The following is a 22297-nucleotide window of genomic DNA, read 5'->3' on the forward strand; positions in this document are numbered from 1 at the left end:
CTCTCGGTGGTCGTCTTATCATTAAAGGGGGGGGGGGGGGGGGGGTGGGGGGGGGGGGGGGTGGGGGGGGGGGGGGGGGGGGGGGGGGGGGGGGGGGGGGGGGGCGCCCCCCCCACGTCGAGGTCAGAACATGTGCTGGTCGACGGTCGTCGTCGCAGTCAGGCTCTGATCGTGGGTGTCGACAGTGCTGCCGGAATCGGCGGTCAACCCCGACGAGAGGCTTGTCGCGCTTGTCGCGTCGAGCGACGTGCCGGTGTCGTACGTGGTGCTCGAGTCGTACGTGGTGGCCGAGTCGTACGTGGTGCTCGAGTCGAACGTCGTCGCGGTGTCGGTGCCTGCGGTGTCATGGCTGAGACCGGTGTCGGACGCCGTGTCCGTGAGCGTGCCGACCGCGGAACCGTGGTCCGCCGACGAGAGATCATTGCTCGTCGTCGTGGTGGCGGTCGCGGTGGCTGCCTGGGACTGGCCGAGGTCGGCGGCCGGCGCGGTCGCCGTGGTTGTGGTCGTCGCATGGTTGTCGGTGTTGCCGGTCGTTGCCGTTGCCGCCTCGGTTCGTCCGAGATCCGCGGTGGGTGCCGTCGCGTTCGGCGTGGCGGCGTCGGTCTGGGTGGCGTTGGTCGGAGTGTTATCCGTCGACGCTGTTCGCGTCCCCTCGTCGCCGGTGACCGAGGCGGCCTCCGCGGTCCGCGTGCTCTGCTGGTCCACGACCTGATTCTGATTCCTGTCCGTGTCGGACGTCGCCGTCGCCGAGGTAGGTTCGGTGTTCGTCTGCCTGATCGTCGTGTCGAGAGGCTGCGACGTGACCGCCGAATCGGAATGGGTCGACACCGGGGTCGCCGTGATCGGCTGGGCCGCGGACGCGCCGCCCGAGTTCACTGCCGACTCACCGCGGCTCGGGTTGCCGAACGACGTCGACGGGTTCGAGAGGGCGTTCTGATGGCTCGCGACGTTGTTGCCGTCGGTGCGTCCGTCGTGGTTGATCGTGCTGTCGTTCTCGTGGGCCTGGTTGCCGGGGGCGGTGCTTTGGCGACCTGCGTTGTCCCGGTGGCCGGCGTTGTCTTGGTGGTTGGTCTCGTCGCGGCCGTTGTTGTTGTCTCGCGAGGAGTCGGCGGCGTGGTTCTGTCGGTCGCCGTCGGTGTGGTTGTCGTGACGGGTGTCTGTGTTGTTCTGACGGCCGGTGTTCTCGAACCCGCGACTGTCGTTGTCGTGCGAAACGTCATGCGAATTCTTTTGCTGCTCAACGTGCTGAGCAGGATGATCGCCGGTCGAGTTCGCCGGGCGGAGGTCGCGTAGAAGTCCGTCGAGTCCGTCGCGAAGGAGGTCCGCCGCATGGGGCGCGCCGCCCAGGTCGGGCTGAGGTGCCCGTGCGTCGATTCCGGCGTGCGGGGCGGGTACGTCGTGGTGGTCGAGGACGGCCGACGGGTGGATTTCGCTTCTCGTCATGAGTGCTCCTTCATCTCGGGTTTGCCCCTTCGAGGCGACTGCCGACGACGTTATGGACCATTCCTGGGAAGACCATGGGAGGACGCTGCACCTTCGCTAGGGGCGTTCGCCGCCACGCACACAGGAACATCGCAGGAAGCGCACAGCGGTCGGTACAGGAAGGCGGTCTAGCGTTTCGACCGGCAGGAAATCCGCCTGCCGCACCACGGAATGGAGATCACGACATGCGGACATCGATGGGGATCAGCATGGGTTCCGACTCGTTCGTGTCCGCACAGATGCACGGTGAATCGCAGGGGCACCACGAGCACGACGGATTCACGGTGGTGCGGCACTCTGCCGAACTCGCGCTGTCGTCCAGCAGCGCGCCGACGCTCGGGCCGCACCGTTTGCTTCCGCAGGGCAGCATCGTCTTTCGTGGTTTCATCGACAGAGTCGGTGACCCTGTTCCGGTGATCGGCGACGACGGGACCCGCACCCCGGCCGTACAGTTGGTGACCACCGCGCTCGACTGTCTGATCCGGGGCCGCACCCCGGCGCCCGACCATGTGGTGGTCGCGGCCCCAGCGGGCTGGTCGGGATACGCGGTGGAGGAACTCGAAGACGAGATCCGCCGCTGGGGTCTGCTGCAGAACCGCACCGTCACCGTGATCCCCGAAACCGCTGCGGCACTCACGTGGGTCGCCCGGGTCGAGAAACTCGACGACTGCGACACCGTGCTGCTGTGTGACGTCGGAGCCCACTCCCTCGACCTGACGGTGGCCACCCGGCGCGGCGACGAATTCGATGTTCTTCGGTCGGTGCGGAGCACCGACTTCAGCGGAGATCACGCCGATCGACTACTGATGGGGCGTGTGGTCGCGCTGGTGCAGAACGCGAACCCGGACTTCGACGTCGACCATCCCGCTCACCGCGCGGCCCTCGCCGAACTCGCGGCCCGCTGCCGGATCGCGAAGGAGCGGTTGTCCCAGGACACCTCTGCCGTGGTGACCGTCGAGCTTCCCGGCATCCGACGCCAGATACGTGTCATGCGTTCCGAATTCGAGGACGTCATCCGTGGCTCGCTCACCCACGCTGCGAACGCGGTGGCACGGGAACTCGAACGTCTCGCCGAGACCGGAACCCCCGTCGACGCTGTCGTCCTCCTCGGCGGCGGAGCGGCGGTTCCACTCGTGACCGAACTGCTGTCGACCGCCGTGGACGTCCCCCTCGTCGTCTCGCCCGAACCGGCGACGGCATCCGCCCGCGGCGCGGCGGTGATCGCCGAGAGGGCATCGCTCCGGCAGTCGGGTTCCCGGGTGATGTCGGCGCCGGGACCGCGGGTGAAGCCACCGGCGGCGCCGCGACCGATCGCGGCGGCAACGTCGCGTGTACTGCCTCCCTCCGCATCCGCCGGGGTGCCGACCAGGCCCGTTTCCCCGCCCACACCGGCTGTCACACAAACCGTCGCCACTGCCGCGAAGACACCGAAGTCGGGTATCCGAGGCTGGATGGTCGCGGCGAGTGTCGCCGCCCTCGTCCTCCTGGGCGGCGGCGCGGCAGCGACCCAACTGATCGGCCAGGACGACACGCCCTCGGCAACGACGACCACCACGTCGTCCGTCGACCAGGCCTCGTCCGCCGACCAGACCGCGCAGGACGACACCGCTGGGAATGACACGGTACAGGAATACACCGTGCAGAACCCGGCGCCCGCTCAGCCGATGGGCGGCGGAGCGGGCGGACGCGGCGGCGCCGGACCGCGGTAGAAAACAGCAACGCCCCCACCGTGATCGGTGGGGGCGTTGCTGGTCACTGCTGTCGGCTAGCTCTTCCGGCCCGGTGCCTTCGCGCCGGCCTTGAAACCGAGTCCACCCGGCTTGGCCTGCGGCGGGGCCTGCGCCGTCTCCGGTGCCTTGCCGTTGGACCCGTCGCCGTTCGACTCCTCTACCTTCGGAGCCTCGGCCGCGGGTGCTTCGGCTTTCGGTGCCTCAGCCTGGGGTGCTTCAGCAGGGGACGCCTCGGGTGCCTCGGCCTTCGGTGCTGCGGCTTTGGGAGCCGCAGACTTGCGGGCCCCGGGAGCCTTGGCGCCGCTCTTGAAACCGAGTCCACCGGCCTTCGCCGCCGGAGGAGCCTTCGGAGCCTCGGCCGCGGGAGCTTCCGAGGCGGAGGAGGTGTCGACGACCTCCGGTTCGGCAGCCGGGGGTGCGGCAGCCTGGGATTCGGCGACCGCCGGCTCGGCCGGAGCGGCGGCCTTCGCGCCGGGAGCCTTCGCCTTGCCCTTCATCTGCAGGCCCTTGCCCGGTGCCTTGGCGCCGGACGCGAGTCCGAGTCCCTTCGGCTTCGCTGCGGGCGCGTCCTGAGCGGGCGTTTCGACGGCGGGAGCCTCCGCGGCCGGTGCCGGAGCGGCGGCCTTCGCGCCGGGAGCCTTGGCGGCACCCTTCATCTGCAGACCCTTGCCGCCCGGTGCCTTCGCGCCGCCGGCGAGCCCGAGGCCCTTCGGCTTGGGTGCCTCCGCTGCCGCAGCGTCGGAGCCTGCGTCAGCCGCCGCGGCGGGAGCAGCCTTCTTGGCGCCGGGAGCCTTCGCCCCACCGGCCATGCCGAGACCCTTGCCGGGTGCCTTGGCGCCGGGGGCTTTCGCCCCGCCCGCCATGCCGAGACCCTTGCCGGGTGCCTTCGCTCCGGGTGCCTTGGCCAGGCCCTTCATCGCCAGGCCCTTGCCTGCGGGAGCTTCCGTGGCGGCCGGAGTTGCGGCGGCCGCCTCGACCTCTTCGACGCGTTCCTTCTCGACCACCGCTGCCTTGGCTTCGGCTGCCGCCGGTTCGGCCGGCTTCTCGCGGGGGATGACCTTAATGTTCTCGGTCAGCTTCTCCGGCTCGAGACGCGTGATGGACGAGAGCATCAGCTGGGCGACGTCGACGACCTCGACACCCTCACCCTGGCCGGACTCCTGGCGAGCCGTGACGCCGTCGGTGAGCATGACGCGGCAGAACGGGCAGCCGGTCGCGATCTTCTTCGGATCCGTGCTGAGCGCCTCGTCGACCCGGTCGATGTTGATGCGCTTGCCGATGTTCTCTTCCATCCACATGCGGGCACCACCGGCTCCACAGCACATGGACCGTTCGCCGTGACGGGGCATTTCCTTCAGCTTCGCGCCGGAGGCCTCCATCAGCTCGCGGGGAGCGTCGTACACCTTGTTGTGGCGGCCGAGGAAGCAGGGGTCGTGGTAGGTGATGTCCTCACCGACGGAGGCGACCGGAATCAGCTTCTTCTGGCGGACCAGGCGGTTGAGCAGCTGGGTGTGGTGAACCACCTCGTAGTCTCCGCCGACCTCCGGGTACTCGTTGCCGAGCGCGTTGAAGCAGTGGGCGCAGGTGACGACGATCTTGCGCTTGCGCTGCTCGACGCCGTCGAAGACCGAGTTCAGCAACTCGATGTTCTGCATGGCGAGCTGCTGGAACAGGAATTCGTTGCCTGCGCGGCGAGCGGAGTCGCCGGTGCACGTCTCGTCGGCGCCGAGCACCATGAACTTCACGCCCGCGGTGGCGAGGAGTTCGGCGACGGCCTTCGTGGTCTTCTTGGCCCGGTCCTCGTAGGCGCCGGCGCAGCCGACCCAGAAGAGGTACTCGTAGTCCTCGAAGCTGTCCGCGTCCTGTCCGAACACGGGGATCTCGAAGTCCATCTCACTGATCCAGTTGAGACGGTCCTTGGAGTTCTGACCCCACGGGTTGCCCTTGTTCTCGAGGTTCTTGAACAGGCCGGCCAGCTCGGACGGGAACTCCGACTCGATCAGCACCTGGTAGCGGCGCATGTCGATGATGTGGTCGACGTGCTCGATGTCGACGGGGCACTGCTCGACGCACGCGCCACAGTTGGTGCAGCTCCAGAGCGTCTCGGCGTCGATGACCGGGGCGAGTTCGCCTTCGACGGTCTCGCCGACCAGCTTGCGCTCGGCCTCCCGGCGGGCAGCCTCGGGGATCGCCGCCAGCTTGGCGTCGTCGACGGCGCCTTCGCCGTTCACCAGGCCGACCTCGTCACCGCCCATGTCCTTGCGGCCACCGGCGAGCAGGTACGGCGCCTTGGCGTAGCCGTGGTCGCGCAGCGACGTGATGAGGAGCTTCGGGGACAGCGGCTTGCCGGTGTTCCATGCGGGGCACTGAGACTGGCAGCGCCCGCACTCGGTGCACGTGGTGAAGTCCAGCCAGCCCTTCCAGGAGAAGTCCTCGATGTTGCCGGCGCCGAACGTGTCGGTGTCGGGATCGGCGTCCTCCATGTTGATGGGCTTGCCGCCGGACATCATGGGCTTGGCGGCGCCGAGGGCGACGTCGCCGTCGTCCTCACGCTTGAAGTAGATGTTCGCGAACGCCGCGAACCGGTGCCACGCCACACCCCAGGTGATGTTGCGGCCGACGACGTAGAGCCAGATCATGCCCGACATCAGCTTGACGAAGGCGAAGAACGCGACCATGTTCGGGCTCGCGGGCAGCAGCTTCGCGAGGTTCATCGTGAAGAAGTCGGTCCACGGGTTGGAGTGGCCGTACGTGGCGATCTTCCCGGCCTTCACGAAGATCATGCCCAGGCCCTCGATGAGGACGACCGCCTCGACGAAGTAGGCGGCCCTGAAGTCGGAGCCACCGAAGCGGGACAGCCGCGCGGGTACGCGGGGGTGATTGAGCTGGCGGATCACGATCAGCGTGGTGATACCGATGACCGTGCCGAGGCCGAGGATCTCGTCGACGAAGTGGTAGACGGCGGTGTTACCGACCAGCGGCCAGTGGAACTCCGGGTCGAACGTCTGCCCGTAGGCCTCGAACCAGACGACGGCGCCGAGCATGAAGCCGACCATCACGAGCCAGTGGGCCCAGCCGACGGTCCGGAACTTGCTCATCCGGGTGTGCGCAATGAACTCGATGCACATCTGCTTGAAGCGCGGGAAGAACGGACGCCACCGGTCCGGGGCCGACTGGCCGATCCGGACGACGTTGACCATCTTCAATGCGCCTGTGATGAAGGAGAACCAACATACGAGGCTCAGCAGCACGCCGATGGTGCCCAACGTGATCGTCAGGGCATTCATGTCGCGGCCTTTCGTTTCAGGGCGGCAGGGCGGCCACCTCGGGACTGCTCGTGATCCTAACGCTTGCTAAGTTACCCGCTAGTAACTTATTCAGGCTACCTGCGGGTAACTTAGCCCTGGTCAGAAGCATTTCCGCAGCTGGGGCGCCGATGCGGCATGTGGCGCATGCCACAATCGGACTTTCTGTTCGCCACGTTAAAGGGTCGGAATTACCGCCTTCACCCAAGGTCGCCCTAACTTCGACCGATGGTCGCGCGGGGCCGTCCGCGAGGTCACTGGCGTGCGCTCCAGCCGCCATTTCGGTCACGAATTCAGCGCGGTTGTATTGCGGCGGGATAACGATGGGCAAATTGCCCGTTCGTCGATGTCGTCACGGACGAAATTTCGCCGCCGGACGTAAATTCAATCGATGTAATTCATGTGAATTACGTCGCGATCGGCCGGCTGCCGACCGGTTCTGCGCGGCCCGATGAATTTTTCGTCAATGAACATTTCGGCCGTGATTCCGCTGTTACTCTGAGCGTGTTTTCCGGCCCTGGTCAGCGGTCGTAACGGGGGTCGTGCAGTGCGCTTCCATCACATCGGTACTTCGTCGCGTCGGTCCTGAAATGAGGCATCAATGATCGTGAGAAGAGCTGCAGTTACGGCGGGCATGGCGGTCGCCGCCATGGGTCTTGCCGCCGGGGTTTCCCACGCGGGGCCGGCGGTGGCACCCGCTCCGGTGGCGCCCGCGCCGACAGTGTCGGCGCCCGCCGCGCTCCCGCTGCCGTTCCACGACGTCGCGTCCCGGGAGGAGAACGACAGGGCGTTCGGCCAGTTCGGTGCGCAGGTGGGTATCGCCGTCACGGTCGGCAGTCTGATCGGGACCATTGCCGGCGCCGGAATCGGTTGTATTGCAACACTTCCCGCCGGGTGTGTCGCGGGTCTCGTCACCGGGGCGGGTATCGGTGGGGTAGTGGGAACCATCGTTGCCGGCGGCCCCACTCTCGGTGTCAGTGCCTATCAGTTGTGGGAGACGTACAACGCCGCCCCGGGGACGTCGATCTACGCGGACAGGGACGAGTAGAGCCCCTCGCCTCAGCGTCCGGCCCCGTCGTGCTCTGCGCGACGGGGCCGAGTCGTATCCACACGCCTCAGGAAGAAACCGACCGGTTCCCCGCTTTGTGTGGTAATTACTACATGAATGTTTGGTGCCATTCTTGAAATTCGGTCTCGACGCCGTTCTCGATGCGCACTTTCATGGCCCCTCGCCGACTATTGGTGACGTTCCCTTTCTCGAGTCGAAACTCAATTGGGATCTGTCACAGCAGCAAGTTACTGTTTAGCAGCGGATGGGGTTGGAACCTTAAGGGGATGGAATGAAGTTGCGTCGTTTCGTTACGACTTCGGCACTTTTGGTGGGTGCCCTCGCGGCCGGATCCGGGGTGGCGGTCGCGGAACCGGCGGCCGAGCCCGGAGCCGACATCGGATACGAGACCCGTGTGGAGGATCGGGCAGTCGTCACGAAGATCGATGCGGGCGCGTTCGTGGTGTCGTCGGATCGCAAATCGGTGTCACTCGAAGACGGCGCCGGAAACGCCGTCCTCTCGCTGCCTCTCGCGTACCGCTTCGACGATCTGCAGTTCCCCTTCGAGGAGAAGATCAGCGAGGACGGCAAGACTCTCACGTTGACCCCCGTCGTCGATCGCGCGAAGGCGACGCCGATCGCAGACACCGATCTTCCGCTGAGCGATGTTGCTTCGGTCGAGGAGAACACCCGCGCGCAGGCGAATTTCGGTCAGCAACTTGCGCTCGCCTCGGCGGTCGGTGGACTGGCCGGCACCGTCGTCGGAGGTGCGATCGGATTGGTCGGCCTGATCGCGGGGCCCGTTGCGCTGGCGACCGTCCCGGTGTTCGCCGCGGTCGGCGCGATCGCCGGAACCGTCATTGTCGGTGGGCCGACCCTCGTTATTGCGGGAATCCAGCTGGCCCAGACACTTACTGCGCCCGATGGCACGACGATTTGGGCGAAGAAGATCGACAAGGGCGCGAAGTAGCTCGTCAGGGGCGGATGCGCCACAGAGAGGTAAGGGAATCATGGCGGGACTGTTCGGAATTTTGGCCGACATCTTCGGCTACGTGATCACGATCGTGACTGTCGGACCGAAATTGTTCTGACGTCGTCAAGCACAGGCGACGATGCCCCGCCCGCCCGTCCTCCTCGCGAGGGCGGGCGGTTCGCCGTCGTATGGACTTTCCGAACGTGAACCTCGTCACAGCGGCGGAGCTGGCCTGCCGGAATTGCGAATGCTTAGGCTAACCTTCGTCCGTCACAGCGCTGCTCTCGGAACGGATCTCGATGAACCTTCGAAGGTTTACTGCCACATCCCTGCTCGTCGTCGCGGCGATGGGCGTCGGGACGGGCACGTCGTATGCCGATCCGGCCGCCGCACCCCAGGCCGGTGCGGAACAGGGCATCCCGAACGTCAACTACCAGACGTCGCGTGACGGTGACGCCGCTGTGGCCACCCTCGACGCCGGCGCGTTCTCGCTCAACGCCGCGAACGGGACCGTCGACGTGGTCGACGACGGTGGACGGGTCGTCGCCGCCATCCCCACATTCTTCCGGGTCGACGACCTGCAGCACCCCTTCTCCGTGGCGATCGACGAAACCGCACGCGTTCTGCGGCTCGTCCCCGACATGGACCCGTCTGCCGCGACCCCCGTCCCCGTGTCGGAACGGCTGACTCTCGACGACGTCGCCGCACCCCAGGACAAAGCGGAACGCGACGAGCGCGCACTCGACGACTTCCAGCAGCAACTCGGAATCACGACCGCGATCACCGCGATCGTCGCCGCCATCATCGGCGGGGCGATCGGCTGCGCGGTCGGTGTCATCCCCGGCACGGCGGCGCTGGTGGTGCCGTTCCTCGGCCTCGCGGGACCGGTGGCGGGATGCATCGGAGGGGCGCTGATCGTGGCGCCCGTCGTCGCGCTCGCCGGCACCATCGTGGTCGGCGGCGGCGCCCTGGTCGTTCTGGGAATCCAGTACTTCAACACCATCAACAGCCCGTTCGTCGCACCGGCACCCGCGGCATGAGCGGCCGGTTCGCACGGAACCTGCGGGCCGTCACCGGGGCAGCGTTCCTCGTCGTCGCCTCCCTCGGAATCTCCGCAGGGACAGCTCATGCAGCGCCGCTGACGCAGCAGGATTCGCCCGACATCGGGTACGAGGCGCACGCCGAGGGTGAGTCCGTGATCACGTCGATCGACGCGGGCGCGTTCCGGATCACCGACACCCGGGAAGCGATCGAGGTGGTGGACGGCAGCGGCAAGGTGGTTGCTGCGCTGCCCCTCACGATTCGGCTCGGCGATGCCGTGTATCCGATCGACGCCGACCTCGACGGCCGTACGGTCACACTCACGCCGCAGGTTCCCGACGACGTTGCAGCGTCACTGAAATCGGTGGCGCAGGACGGATTCGACACGCAGAAAGAGCGCGACGACGTCGCGCTGGCCGACTTCAACAGCTATCTCGGCTACGCGACGCTGATCGGCGGCCTCATCTTCGGGGTGATCTTCGGCGTCGTGGGTCTCGCCGTCGGGTGCGGGCTGCTCGCCGTGACCGTGATCGGCACTCCCGTGGGATGCCTCGGCGGCCTCATGGCGGGATTCGCCGCCGGCGGGCTGGCCGGAACCATCTTCGTCGGTGGCGCCGCACTCGTGATTCTCGGAATCCAGTACCTGATCACCATCAACACGCCGTTCGTTCCGCCGGCGCCGGAACCCACCGCCTGATCGGTTCGTCCGCAGCCACTGAGTGCGCCGACGACAACGGCCCGCCTCCCCGAAGGGAAGCGGGCCGTAGTCGTCTGTGGGTGTTACGAGGTGCGCACGCGCAGACCCGGGTTCTCCGCCAGCACCTCGTTGATCGGTGTGGCGAACAACTCGGGGCTCTCGCCGAGGACGAACGTGACGACGTCCGCGACCTGGCAGATCGGGTACTGCCCGACATTGGACGCGCTCGAGATGCCGAGGGCCAGCGTGCCGGTCACGATCGTGCCGCCGCTGTCACCCTGCAGGGCGCACATGCTCGTCGAGAAGCTGTCGGCCAGCGTGCGCTCACCGACCGAGACGGTCTGCGCGACGGACGTGACGCGACCGCAGGTGAAGCCGGTCGTCAGACCCGACTTGCACACCGGGGCGCCGACGACCGGGTCGGCGGTTCCGGTGATCGCAACCGGCGCCGCGCCGGGAACCCGGACACCGTTGTTCTCGAACCGGCGGGCGGCGTCGTCGTCGGCCCGGATGATCGAGTAGTCGTGGATGTCCAGGCTGGTCTTCGCGAACGTGCCGATCCGCGGACCGGTGCCACCCGGCACCAGAGAGAACGCTTCCGACGCCTCCGCGCTGCCTGCAGCGCCCCGGTTGGGATCGCAGTGCCCTGCGGTGATGTTCACCGGCCTGCCGGAGCCGTCGGTCCCGTTGAACCCGAGCGAGCAGCGCAGCCCGATTCCGCCACCGAGCGAGCCGTACGCGTCGCCGCCCAGCAGGGCGTCGGCGGGCAGCGGTTCGGCGATGGGAGTGAGGTCGGTGGACGGCAGCGGAGCGGCCGTCGCAGGCGACTGCACGACGCGGGCGCCCTTCAGGAAGTCCGGAAGCTGCAAACCGCCCACGTTGTCGGCGCGGAGCACGAGATCGTTGTTCACGATGTCGATGGCGACGCCGCGAACGAGATCCGCGACGGCGGGCGGCTGGGTGTCGAGCCAACCGTCGAGCGACTTCACCTGCTCCTGCAGGCTGCTCTCGCTCTGCGCCACATCCTTCACCTGGAAGCCGGACTTCTCGACTGCGGCGACCGCAGCCTCCTTGTCGGCGCCGTCGGCGAGCCCGACGATCGGGGTGCCTGCGTTGTCGAGCCACGTTCCGGCGAAGGCGTCCGGGAACTGGGTGCGGGCGGTCTTCGCGAACTCGGCCAGCTTCTGGCCCAGCTCGGAGTGCTCCAGGTACTGGTCCGGGCTCAGCGACAGATCACGCGAAATTGCGTCGATCAGTTCCGCGGGCAGCTTGGCGGCCTGGCCGGACGCTCCCGGCTCGACCGGATCGGCCTGAGCGGAGGCGGTGACCGGACCGAGGAGCAGCAGCGCGGCAGAGCCGAACACGGCGGCACGACGTGCGATGGAGCTTCGCATGGGGGCCTTTCTATGTTGTTTGTTCGCAGTTGCCTCGCGGGCGCACGCGAATACGACCCCCCTGACAGGTAAGGCCGTACACAGTCGGAGTCGACTATATGGGTTCGCCCCGTCTATTCCCACCTGTAACACTTCCGGCGGACGACTCAGCTGGACAAAGCGGACACCGGGGCCATCCGGGCGCTCTGCCGCGCACACGACTGCGCCCGGTGTCCGAGACGAAACGGGCACCGGGCGCAGGGTGAACGCGGTGGAGAACTAGTCGGAGACGGTGCGCACCCGCATCCCGGATCCCACCGTGTCCACGATGTCCGCGACCGGGATGCCGAGGCTGGCCGTGCCACCCTCCGGAGCCAGCACCAGGTTCGCCTCCGTGCAGTTGGGGGCGCCGCTCGCATTGGAACCACTGGTGATCCCCAGCGCGAGGGTGCCGGTGACGATGGCGCCGCCGCTGTCACCCGCGAGAGTGCAGGCGGTCCCGGCGAAACCGTTGATCACGCGACTCGAACCGTCGGCCACGAACAACTGCGTCTCGACGTGATCCGCCGCGACCACACCACACGTGAACGACGACGTCTGACCCGACTTGCAGATCGGGGCACCGACGACGGGACGGGCGGTGCCGGTGATCTCCAGCGTGGTGCCGTTCGCGCCGCGCACAGCGGGACGGTCCAGGCCGGCCTTGACGCCCGCGTCGTTCAGCGTGATCACCGAGTAGTCCAGCTTGTCGGCGGGGTTACCCACCGATGACTTCGAGAACGCACCGATCTGCTGGCTGTCGTCGACGTTCTGGTGATTGGGGAGGAACACCGGCGACGGCTGACCCTCGGCGGGGTTGCAGTGCCCGGCGCTGATGTTGACGGCCTGGCCGCTGTCGTCGACGGCGTTGAAGCCCAGCGAGCAGACGGAGATCTCCGAGATCGGCGTCTTCGGCAGCTCACCCGCGGTGGTGATGTACGTGTCTCCGGCGAGGGGACCCCGCTCCACCGGACCGCCGCCGCCGGGGCTCAGCATCACCTTGACGTTGGCGAGCAGGGTCGGCAGGTTCAGCGCCTGGCCGACGGGGCTGTTGACGACGTCGATGACGACGCGGTTCTCGAGAACGTCGATCGACGCGGAGTTGACCTGGGAAGCCACATCCTTCGGCAGTCCCGCGATCCAGCCGTTCACGTCGGAGAGGGTCTTCTCCAGGCCGTTCGCGGACACCGGCGCAATGCGGGTGTCGTACCCGGCCTTGGCTGCGGCGTCGGCGGCCTCGTTCGTGGTGACCGCGACGACGGGATTGCCGTCGAGGCCGATCCATGCCCCGGCGAAGTCGTCGGGATGCTGCTCCCGGAAGTCCTCGGCGTAACTACCCAGCTCCTGTGCCTTCGCGGCGCGATCGAGGTATTCCTGCGGGCTGATCTTCAGGTCGCGGGTGATGGCCTCGACGAGTTCGGCCGGCAACTTGTCGGCGCTCAGCTGCGTGGTGTCGGGCTGCGTAACAGGGTCGGCCTGGGCGGCAGTGGAAAACGGAAAGAGAAGAAGCATTGCCGAGGCGCCTACAACAGCGGCGCGGTGCGCCAGCACGTTACGCATGAAATCCCTTCTGCACGGAATCCGTTCACTGGGGATTCCTTCTGGGGTGGGTATCAGCGCCCCACCTTAAGCTACGGACGGGTCGACCCGTCGGGGAGGTGTGGCCGAGGCCTCACTGACCTGGCGTTTTCAGCGCAGGCCGTACCGGAGTCGTCGTCGTGGTGGTCGCGGCCAGCGATTGCGTCGTCGTCGTGGACGTGGTGGTGGTGGTGGTGGTCGTCGCCGGCGCAGTCGTCGTGGTCGTCGCGGCGGTCGTCGTCGTGGTGGTCTGGGGGACCGTGGTGATCGAGGGAAGCGTGATCACCGGCGTCGTCGTCGGCGGCGGCGGGGGAGGGGGCACGAACACGGATGTCGTCTCCACCGGGGCGGGCGGGGGCGCGACCGGGATCGGGGCCTCCACCTCCGTCGTCACGGCCACCTCCTGCGTGCTCGCAGTCGGGAAGACGGCGGGCGCGACCGGTGTGGGTCGAACGGTCGTCGTCGTCACCGCCGCGGTCTGGGCGTCCTGGATCGACGGGACCGCGGTGCTGCCGTTGCCGGTGAGTGCGAACGCGACCGCCCCACCGGCCACCACCAACACGGCCGCGGCGACACCGGCGATGATCAGCGGTCGGCGGTCGGGGCGCTTGGCGGGGGCGGTCGATGCGCTCGCCGGAGTGGACGCCTCGGTCTCGGCCGACGGAAACGCGTCGGCGGCCGCAGCAGCAGCGGCCGCGGGCACCGCCGTCACAGCGGAGTACGCGGTGTGCAACGGGGCCTCGACGACGGGAATCGACTCCGTGTCGGCGCTCGTGTCCTCGTCGGTCAGGGCCAGCCCGGCCGCCAGCAGCGCGGCGCCGTGGGCGGGGGACTCCGGCGACGCGGCGAGCGCCACCGACTCCGGGATGAGAGTCGCCTCGCCCAGACCCATGTAGTCGAGCGATTCCCGCAGCTTGGTGACGATCTCCGGCGCCCAGTCCGACGGGTGGGTCGCGGTGACCTTCACCGTCCCGGACAGTCCGTCCGACGCCTCGCGGAACAGGCAGAACATCGCCGTCGCGACGAGGTCCTCGGCGCGGGTCAGAGACCCCGCGTACTCGATGCCCGTCGGCTCCCCGACGCGTGCGAGGAAGTCGCGGACGGCGCCGGTCGACTCCGTGCCGGGGTCGCCGAGCTGAACGGTGCCGTCCGGGGCGGTGAACAGGACGGACGGGTGTTCGATCGTCCTCACGTCGGTTCCGGAAGCGGTCACGACCGCTGTGGAAACCGAATCGCCGACGGTGAGTCCGACTCCGGTGGTCATGGAAAATCCTTACTGGCACGGTTCAGAGGGGTGCATCATCGCACCATGTGCACAGTGTGTCGCCTCCCGCGGTCGAATGGTTACATGCCCCACCCGTGAGTACTTGTCAACCGCCGGCGGTTAAGAAGTACTCACGGGCGCCGAAGGCGCAGCCCCGTGGCCCATCGCACGCAGCATCGACAGCAGTTCCGACCGCGACCCGGCGCCCAGCCGCCGCCGGATCCGGGCCACGTGGTGCTCGATCGTCTTCGCGGAGATGTAGAGGCGCGACCCGATCTCCCGGTACGTCAGCCCCTGGACGAGCAGTTCGGCGACTTCCGCCTCGCGGTCGGTGAGCGACCCCGGCGTGTTCGGGCTCGACACGACCGCGGAGTCGGCGCCGTTGCCGTTGGACGTCGGCTGGCGCAGGGCCCTCGCGACCTGCAGCAGGGTGGTCGCCACCCTGGTGTCGGAGGCGCGCAGCGCGGCTTCGCCGGCGAGGCGCGCGCCGTCCCACGGCAGGCCGATCCGGTCGAGGGTGCGGGCCGCGTCCTCGACGGAGGCGGCGTCGATGTCGCCCTGCAGCACGCGCAGCCAGGCGCGACCGGCGGTGGCGAGCCCGGAGGCGTACGTGCTGACCTTGGCGGCCTCGCCGAGTGCGCGGGCGTGCGGCATCAGATCGGCGGGGCATTCGGCGAGGATCGAGGCCTGCACGCCGTACCAGTGCAGCGCCGACCCCCACATCGCCGGTTCGCCGAGGGTTCGCAGCAACGACTGCGCGTCCTCGACGAGGTGGGTGATCCGGCCGGGTTCGCCGACGCGGATCGCGGTGAGCCACAGCTCGCCGAGCGGCAGCAGGCTCAGCAGGTCCACCGAGTACTCGGCGAGCACCCCCTGCGCGCCAGCCCAGGCCTGGAGCAGTGCGGCGTTGTCGCCGGTGCGCCGTGCCAGCCCGACCCGCAGTCCGTGGACGAACAGCAGATCGCGCTGGTGCATCGACGCGGCGTCGAGACCGTCGAGCCGGGACTGCGCCGACGTGAGGTCGCCGCGGACCATCGACGTCCAGGCGGTGAGCAGTTGGTGCCGGTTCGCGGTGACGCTGCCGGGTCGCTCGGCTTCCCGGGCCCGGGTGAGGACGGCGTCGGCGTGCGCGAGTTCGCCGCAGTGGAGTGCGGCGAGCGCGGTGATCGCGGCGGGGGAGTCGGGCAGCATCCTGGCCCGCGACGCGCGGCCGGGCAGCGACAGAGCACGGGTCAGTGAGTTCAGCGCGGCATTCGCGGACGCGGTCACCGACTGCACGAGTCCGGTTGCGACGAGGGCCGCGCCTGCGGTGGCGGCGGTGGGGGGTGCGCCCGCGCTCGTCGCGAGGACGGCCTCGGCGTCGTCGAGCCTGCCTGCGACCACGAGGACGGAGGCGGCGACGGAGGCGTCGGCGCCCGCCCGGTCCGCACCGAGCCAGGCGTACAGTTCGGCGCTGCGGTCGATCATCCCGCAGAACGCGGCACCTGCGGCCGAAATGCGGACGGCCGCAGCGAGTTCCGGACCGTCGACGGCGGCGGACCGTTCGAGGACCGAATCGGCCAGGCCGACCGCGGTGTCGAGGTCACCGTTCAGGGCACTCGCCTCGGCGTGCGCGACGACGGCGGCGTCACCGAGCCTGCCGACCCGGCCGGCTTCGGCGTACAGCGCGACGGCGACGGCCGGTTCGGCGAGTTCGGCCTGGGCGCAGAGGAATTGGCTCAATTCCTCGCTGGGTGTGCCGGTCGCGGCCACCGCGCGGGCGACAGGAAGCGTGAGCGTTCCGCGGTCGACGTGATGGGCGAGCAGGCGGCGGGCCAGCGTGTGCAGGCGGTTCTCGCCGAGCGTCGTCGTGAGATGCGTGTGGTCCGCGAGAGCGAGCGTGTCCCGTTCGTCGACCCAGCCGTCCGAACGGAGCGCGTCGACTGCCGCGCGGGCGCGGTCGGGTTCGACGTCGAGTACCCGGGCGACCACGGTCTCGTCGAGGTCGCTGCCGAGCAGAACTAGTGCGAGAGCGGAGAGTTGCGGGCCGTCGAGGTCCGCGAGTTCGGTGGGAGGAAGCGGTGAGGGCAGCGTGGACACCGGCGCCCTATCCGCCGTTGCCGAGGACGCCCGGCACCAGGCCGGTGACTCCGCCGACGACGCCGCCGACCGTGCCGCCGACCCCGGTGACGGTGTCACCGACCGCGCCTGCGCCACCGACGATGGTGTTGGCGATCGCGGCGCCGCCGTCGGACGGGACGCTCGGTGCCGGAGCGGGCGCAGGTGCCGGCGCGGGCGCAGCGGGTGCCGGTGCGGGAGCAGCGGGGGCAGGCGCCGCAGCGACGGGGGCAGGGGCGGTGCCGGGAGCCGCGGCAACCGGTGGGGCCGCGGCAGGTGCGACGGTGCCGGGTGGGACGGTGCCGGGTGCGGCGACCGGAGTCGCGACACCGGCCGCGGTGCCGGGGACACCGGTCGCGGCGGCGACACCCGCAGCCTCGGTGCCGGGTGCGACGGCGCCGGTCGCGGCGGCCTCCGCCGGAACACCGGACGTCGAGGCCGCACCCGCCGACGTGCCCGACGACTGCGAGGTGGTCGAACCCGAACTGGACGCCGGTGCGACGTCGAAGGCCGTGCCGAGCGACAGCCCGCCCGCGGCGAGTACGGCGATGGCGGCGACGGATGCGGTGATGATCCCGGCCTTCTTCTTGCGCGACATCCCGGTGGGGGCGGGGTCGACAGGTCGCGGTGCGGGAGGCCGGGCGGCGAGGACGACGGTGTCCGGTTCCGACTCGACAGCCGCGTCCGACTCGAGAGCCGCGGCGGCGGGCGCTGCCGTCCCCGGCGCGGCGGTGGGAACGACGACCGGCATCCGCGCGACGGTCGGGGCGGCGGCACGTCCCGCATCCCGGTCGGCGGCGAGCAGCGCCGCACCCAGGGCGGCGGTGTGGCCCGGACGTTCGGCTGCGACGACGGGAACCCGCAGCTCCGCGGACAGGAGTTCGGCGACGAGCGGGATGGCGGCGCTGCCGCCGGTGAGCACCACCTGCGTGACGTCGCTGGATTCGAGACCGGCGGCGTGGATGCTCTCGCGGACCAGCGTCACTGATTCCTGCAGGGGTTCGCGAATGAGGTCTTCGAGCTCTGAGCGCACCAGCCGCACGTCGGTGGAGATGCCGGGCAGTTCGATGCCGATGGTGGCCTCGGTGTCGGAGGACAGTGCCTCCTTCGCCGCGGTGCACCGGGTCCGCAGGCGGGTCAGCGCGGCGACGGTGCCGGGGTCGAACGGGTCGATGTCGCCGAACTCCTCGGCGACGTTGCCGAGGACGTACTGCATGGCGGCGTGGTCGAAGTGGGCGCCGCCGAAGTCCTCGGACCGCACGGGCTTGCCGAGGACGCCGGTCTCCGTGCCGTGGGCGTCCGTGCGGAACAGGGTGATGTCGAGTGAGGTGCCGCCGAGGTCGTAGATGACGGTCAACGCGTCGCCGAGGGTGCCGCGGGTCCGCTCGAGCCACGTCATCACCGCCTGCGCCTCCGACACGAGGGTGGCGTCCGCGACGCCGGCCTGCTCGAGCGCGTCGGCGAGGACGCCGACGGTGTACGTCGGCCAGACGGTCGGGTGGGCGACGACGGTGGCCGGGAGACCGTGCCTGCCGGATGCCGCCTCGTGCACCATGCAGCTGACAGCGGTGGCCACGAGGTCTTCGCCGGAGTAGGTCGAGCCGTCGTCGGTGAGGATCCCGACCGGGTCGCCCACACGGTTCGCGAAGTCGGACACCGTCACCGCGTCCGGTTCGCCGCCGTCGCCGCCGTCGCCGCCGAGTACGGGTGCGCGGTCGGGGGAGAGGTGCAGAACACTCGCGCGGGACAGGACGGTGAGGTCGGCGGCATCCGTCACGCTCGCCCCGTCCGTGTCGACGGCGGCCACCGTATTGACCGATCCGACACCGATGCCGAGCGCTGCAGCCATGTTCCACTCCTGTGGTCCGGGCGGGCGTCACGCCGCCTGTGTCAGACGGACGGTACCGCCGTCGTATGTGACGGCCGGGGCCGTCGTGGTCACTCGAATTGTCGCGTGCGGCGGCCGTTTCGTTACGCCGATGCGCAGGTCGACGGCAGTTACGGGGCCGATCCCCTAATGCCCCCCTATCCCCTAACGGCGGGGGCCCGACCCCCGATGGGAGATCCCCGATACCGGGTTCCGTGAGTAGGGGGCGCCGCCCCGTTGGGAAGGGGGCCGCCGATCCATAACGTGTATTTCACTCGCCGTCACAGCAGTTGTGGTGGCCACCCGAACTCCCCGAACCTCGACCACAGGAGAGATTGCCATGGCTACCAACGCCGTCCTCGACTTCATCCTCGGCCTTCTTCGCGACGAGCAGGCTGCGGCGGCCTACTGCGCCAACCCGACCGACGCGCTGTGCGCTGCCGGTCTGCAGGGTGTGAGCCACGCGGACATCGTCTCCGTCGCCCCGCTGGTCGCGGAGTCGGGACTGTTCGCGGGCAGCGGAGCCGACCTGGCCGCGATCGTGAACGCCGGTGCCGACGTCGCCGGTGATGTCGCCGGCGGTCTCGGCGCGGGTGTCGGCGGCGGTCTCGGTGGCGGATTGGGCGCCGGCCTCGGACTCGGTGGCGGCCTCGGCGGTGCGGTCGGTATCGGTGCCGGCGCGGGCCTCGGTCTGGGCGCAGGCCTGGGCGGCGACTTCGACTTCGCCGCGGAACTGGCGGCCGGTCTGAGCGCCGCGCTCGGTGCCGCGCTGGAGATCGGCGGCGAGATCGGTGCACAGCTCGGTGCCGCGCTGGGTGCGGCCCTCGACGCGGCACTCTCCCTCACCGGTGGCCTCGACCTCGGCAGCGCCCTCGACCTCGGCGCCGTGATCAGCGGTGCCCTCGGCGGCGTGCTCGGGCTGGGCACCGACCTGACGGCGCAGCTCGGCACCACGCTCACCGCGGCGATCACGGCCCTGCCGGTGGTCGACGTGGCCGGTGGTCTCACCGGGATCCTCGCGCCGGCACTGGCCATCGGCGGCGACCTCGGCGCCGAGCTGGGTGCGGCTCTCGGTGCCGCCCTCGGCAGCGTCGTCGACCTCGGTGGCAGCGTGGACGGTGACATCCTCGCCGGACTCGGTGCCGGCCTCGACCTCGGCGCCGTGCTCGGAACGACCCTCGGCAGCGTGCTCGGTGTCGACGCCGGTCTCGGTGGCTCGCTGGGCGGTGCCCTCGACGCGGCGATCGGAGCCGGCGGCGGATTGGGCGCGACCCTCGAAGGCCTGCTCGGCGGTGACCTGCTCGGCGACGTCGCCGGTTCGCTCGGCGGAGTCCTCGGCACCGACCTCAGCGCGGTCCTCGGTGGCGCGCTCGGCGGTGTCCTCGGTGCGGGTGGCGACCTCGGCGCAGACCTCGGTGGCGCCCTCGGTGCGACGCTCGGTTCGATCGCGGACCTGGGCGGCGGACTGGACCTCGACGCGATCCTCGGTGCGGGCGGCAGCCTCGGCGGTGCCCTGAGCGGTCTGCTCGGCGGCGAACTCGGAGTCGGCGGCGACCTCACGGCCGGTCTCGGCACCGCGCTGGACGCCGTGCTCGGTGCCGGCGGCGGACTCGACCTCGGTGCCGTGCTCGGAGCCGACGGCGGCCTCGGTGGCGCGCTGAGCGGCATCCTCGGCGGCGTCCTCGGCGCCGGCGGCGACGTCAGTGGTGACCTGGGTGGAGCCCTGGGCGGTCTGCTCGGCGGCGCCCTCGACCTGGACGGCGGCCTCGGCGGCGCACTGTCCGGTGCACTCGACAGCGGTCTGGGACTGGACGCCGCACTCGGCACGGTCCTCGGCGGCGCCCTCGGCCTGGACGGTGGCCTGGCCACTCAACTGGGCAGCACCCTCGACGCCGCGCTCGGCGCCGGCGGCGTGACGGGCCTCGACCTCGGCGGCCTGTTGGACGGCGGTCTGGACCTCGGCCTGGGCGGCGACCTCGGCCTCGGCGGCGAACTGACGTCGGAACTGACCACGGCGCTGAGCGGTGCCCTCGGTCTGGGCGGCGAGGCCGGCGCGAACCTCGGAACGGTCCTGGGCGGCGCACTGGAGAGCGGCCTCGGGCTGGGCGGTGTCCTCGACACCGGTGCCGATCTGGGAACCACGATCAGCAGCGCGCTCGGCGGAGTGCTCGGAGTCGACGGTGACGCCACCGCAGGCCTGGGCGCGGCGCTCGACGCGGTGCTCGGTGCGGACGGCGGGGTCGACCTCGGTGGCGCGACCGACCTGGGTGGTCTGCTCGGCGGTGCGTTCGGTGCCGGCGGCGCCGCGGGCGCCGATCTCGGCGCGGCCCTCGGCGGAGTGCTCGGCGGTGCTCTGGAGACCGGCGGCGCGCTCGACCTCGACAGCGTCCTCGGCGGGGAGGGAAGCATCGGCAGCACGCTGGGCACCGCTCTCGGCGGCGTCCTCGGCGCGGACGGCGACCTCAGCGCGACCCTCGGGTCGGCACTGGAGACGGCGCTGGAGGCCGGTGGCGGCCTCGATCTCGACTCCGCTCTGGACGCCGACCTCGGACTCGACGCGGCAGCCGGTGTGGGCGGCGCCCTGGACGGTGCGCTCGACGGGGGCACCGGTCTCGCGGGTGGCCTGACGAGCGGGATCGACGGCGCGCTGGGCGGGCTGCTCGACGTGGGCAGTGACGTCACGGGCAACGTGGGCGGCGCCGTCGGCGGCGGTGTGGCGGGCGGCGCGGACGCTGCGGCCGGCATCGGTGCCGGTGTCGCGGCGGGTGTCGGTGCGGTTGCCGACGCCGGCGCGGACCTGGGCGGCAGCCTCGGAACCAACCTGGTCGGCGGACTGGACACGGCCGGTGGCCTGGGCGCCGGTCTGACCAGCGGCCTCACCGGTGGTCTCGGCGGAATCTTCGACACCGGTGCGGGCCTCGGCTCGGCACTGACCGGCAGCGTCGGCGGTGCCGTGGACGCGGTCGGCGAGGCAGGCGCCTCGGTCGGCGCGGTCGCCGACGCCGGTGCGAGCCTGGACGCGAACCTCGGCGGTGCCCTCGACACGGCGGCCAACCTGGGTGGCACGGTCGGAGGCGCCCTGGACACGGCCGCGAACGTCGGCGGAAGCCTCGGCGGCACCGTGGACGCCGCTGCCGGAATCGGCGGCGACGTGGCAGGCGGACTCGGAGGCAGCGTGGACAGCGCCGTCGACGCGACCGCCGGTCTGACCGGTGGCCTGGACGCCACCACCGACGCGGCCGCCGACCTCGGCGCCGGACTGTCCGGTGGCGTGGGCGGCCTCGGATCGCTCGGCACCTCGGTCGGCGGCGCCCTCGACGGGGCCGTCGGTGGAGCGGTCGACGGTGCGGTCGACGGCGGAGCCGCGGTGGGCGGCGCCCTCGACGGCGCAGCGTCCGCCGGTGGATCGGTAGCGGGTGGCGCCTCCGCAGGCGGTTCCGCCGCCGCGGATGCCACCACGGACGGGTCCGCCGACCTCGGAGCGGTCGGCGGCGCCGTCGCCGACACCACCGGTTCGATCACCGGCGGCCTGGGATCCACCCTGGGCGGGGCCGTCGACACCGGGGCCGACACCTGGTCGTCGATCGACGCGGACAACGCGTTCGGCGCCGACTCGGGCCTGCACGCCGACACCGACAGTTCGCTGTTCGGTGACACCGACTCCTCGGTGGACCTCTCGCACGACGTCACGGGCGTGGTCGATCACCTCGAGCCGTGATGAGACGGCGGTTCCGGCATCCCCCAGACGGGGCGGCCGGGACCGCCGTACGATGTAACGAAATCAGCCCCGGACGCGTTATGCG

13 protein-coding genes are annotated in these 22297 nt (G+C 70.1%); 6 read left to right on the forward strand and 7 right to left on the reverse strand.

Features of this window, described 5'->3' with window-relative positions:
• Positions 1-123 precede the first annotated feature (123 nt).
• Positions 124-1443 carry a hypothetical protein gene (locus ACFU5V_RS04705; RefSeq protein ID WP_378697260.1) on the reverse strand — a complete coding sequence of 440 codons (1320 nt, stop codon included), beginning with the start codon at positions 1441-1443 and terminating at the stop codon, positions 124-126.
• Between the two features lie 224 nt (positions 1444-1667).
• Between ACFU5V_RS04705 and ACFU5V_RS04710 the strand changes: the two genes are divergently transcribed.
• Complete coding sequence (locus tag ACFU5V_RS04710; RefSeq protein ID WP_378697262.1) at positions 1668-3191, forward strand: Hsp70 family protein; 1524 nt, start codon at positions 1668-1670, stop codon at positions 3189-3191.
• A 56-nt stretch (positions 3192-3247) separates the two neighbouring features.
• Here the strand turns inward: ACFU5V_RS04710 and ACFU5V_RS04715 are convergent, their stop codons facing one another.
• Positions 3248-6499, reverse strand: coding sequence for a heterodisulfide reductase-related iron-sulfur binding cluster (locus ACFU5V_RS04715; RefSeq protein ID WP_378697264.1), 3252 nt, complete (start codon positions 6497-6499; stop codon positions 3248-3250).
• 619 nt (positions 6500-7118) lie between these two features.
• On the opposite strand from ACFU5V_RS04715, the gene ACFU5V_RS04720 reads away from it, so the two are divergent.
• The 4 genes from ACFU5V_RS04720 (at position 7119) to ACFU5V_RS04735 (ending at position 10276) form a co-directional block, all read left to right on the forward strand.
• A complete protein-coding gene (locus tag ACFU5V_RS04720; RefSeq protein ID WP_378697266.1) occupies positions 7119-7565 on the forward strand; it encodes a hypothetical protein in 447 nt (148 codons plus the stop codon).
• Positions 7566-7857: 292 nt separating this feature from the next.
• Complete coding sequence (locus ACFU5V_RS04725; protein ID WP_378697268.1) at positions 7858-8535, forward strand: ammonium transporter; 678 nt, start codon at positions 7858-7860, stop codon at positions 8533-8535.
• Positions 8536-8837: 302 nt separating this feature from the next.
• Positions 8838-9578: a hypothetical protein gene (locus tag ACFU5V_RS04730; RefSeq protein WP_378697270.1), complete on the forward strand. Its 741-nt coding sequence runs from the start codon at positions 8838-8840 to the stop codon at positions 9576-9578.
• The gene (locus tag ACFU5V_RS04735) at positions 9575-10276 is read left to right on the forward strand and encodes a hypothetical protein (RefSeq protein WP_378697272.1); all 702 of its coding nucleotides are present in this window, start codon (positions 9575-9577) and stop codon (positions 10274-10276) included. The genes ACFU5V_RS04730 and ACFU5V_RS04735 overlap by 4 nt, the downstream gene beginning before the upstream one ends.
• 83 nt (positions 10277-10359) lie before the next feature.
• On the opposite strand, the gene ACFU5V_RS04740 is transcribed toward ACFU5V_RS04735, so the two are convergent.
• The 5 genes from ACFU5V_RS04740 to ACFU5V_RS04760 all read right to left on the reverse strand — a co-directional run bounded on the left by ACFU5V_RS04740 (position 10360) and on the right by ACFU5V_RS04760 (position 18476).
• Positions 10360-11670 carry a S1 family peptidase gene (locus ACFU5V_RS04740; RefSeq protein WP_378697274.1) on the reverse strand — a complete coding sequence of 437 codons (1311 nt, stop codon included), beginning with the start codon at positions 11668-11670 and terminating at the stop codon, positions 10360-10362.
• A 258-nt stretch (positions 11671-11928) separates the two neighbouring features.
• Positions 11929-13248: a S1 family peptidase gene (locus tag ACFU5V_RS04745; RefSeq protein WP_378430159.1), complete on the reverse strand. Its 1320-nt coding sequence runs from the start codon at positions 13246-13248 to the stop codon at positions 11929-11931.
• 112 nt (positions 13249-13360) lie between these two features.
• A complete protein-coding gene (locus tag ACFU5V_RS04750) occupies positions 13361-14530 on the reverse strand; it encodes a hypothetical protein (protein ID WP_378697276.1) in 1170 nt (389 codons plus the stop codon).
• 120 nt (positions 14531-14650) lie between these two features.
• A complete protein-coding gene (locus ACFU5V_RS04755) occupies positions 14651-16609 on the reverse strand; it encodes a LuxR C-terminal-related transcriptional regulator (RefSeq protein WP_378697278.1) in 1959 nt (652 codons plus the stop codon).
• A 7-nt stretch (positions 16610-16616) separates the two neighbouring features.
• On the reverse strand, positions 16617-18476 hold the full coding sequence (locus ACFU5V_RS04760) for an Hsp70 family protein (RefSeq protein WP_378697280.1): 1860 nt from the start codon (positions 18474-18476) through the stop codon (positions 16617-16619).
• Positions 18477-18834: 358 nt separating this feature from the next.
• Between ACFU5V_RS04760 and ACFU5V_RS04765 the strand changes: the two genes are divergently transcribed.
• Positions 18835-22212, forward strand: coding sequence for an IniB N-terminal domain-containing protein (locus ACFU5V_RS04765; protein ID WP_378697282.1), 3378 nt, complete (start codon positions 18835-18837; stop codon positions 22210-22212).
• Positions 22213-22297 lie beyond the last annotated feature (85 nt).

This window comes from Rhodococcus sp. NPDC057529, assembly GCF_042802055.1.
Lineage (GTDB): Bacteria > Actinomycetota > Actinomycetes > Mycobacteriales > Mycobacteriaceae > Rhodococcus_F.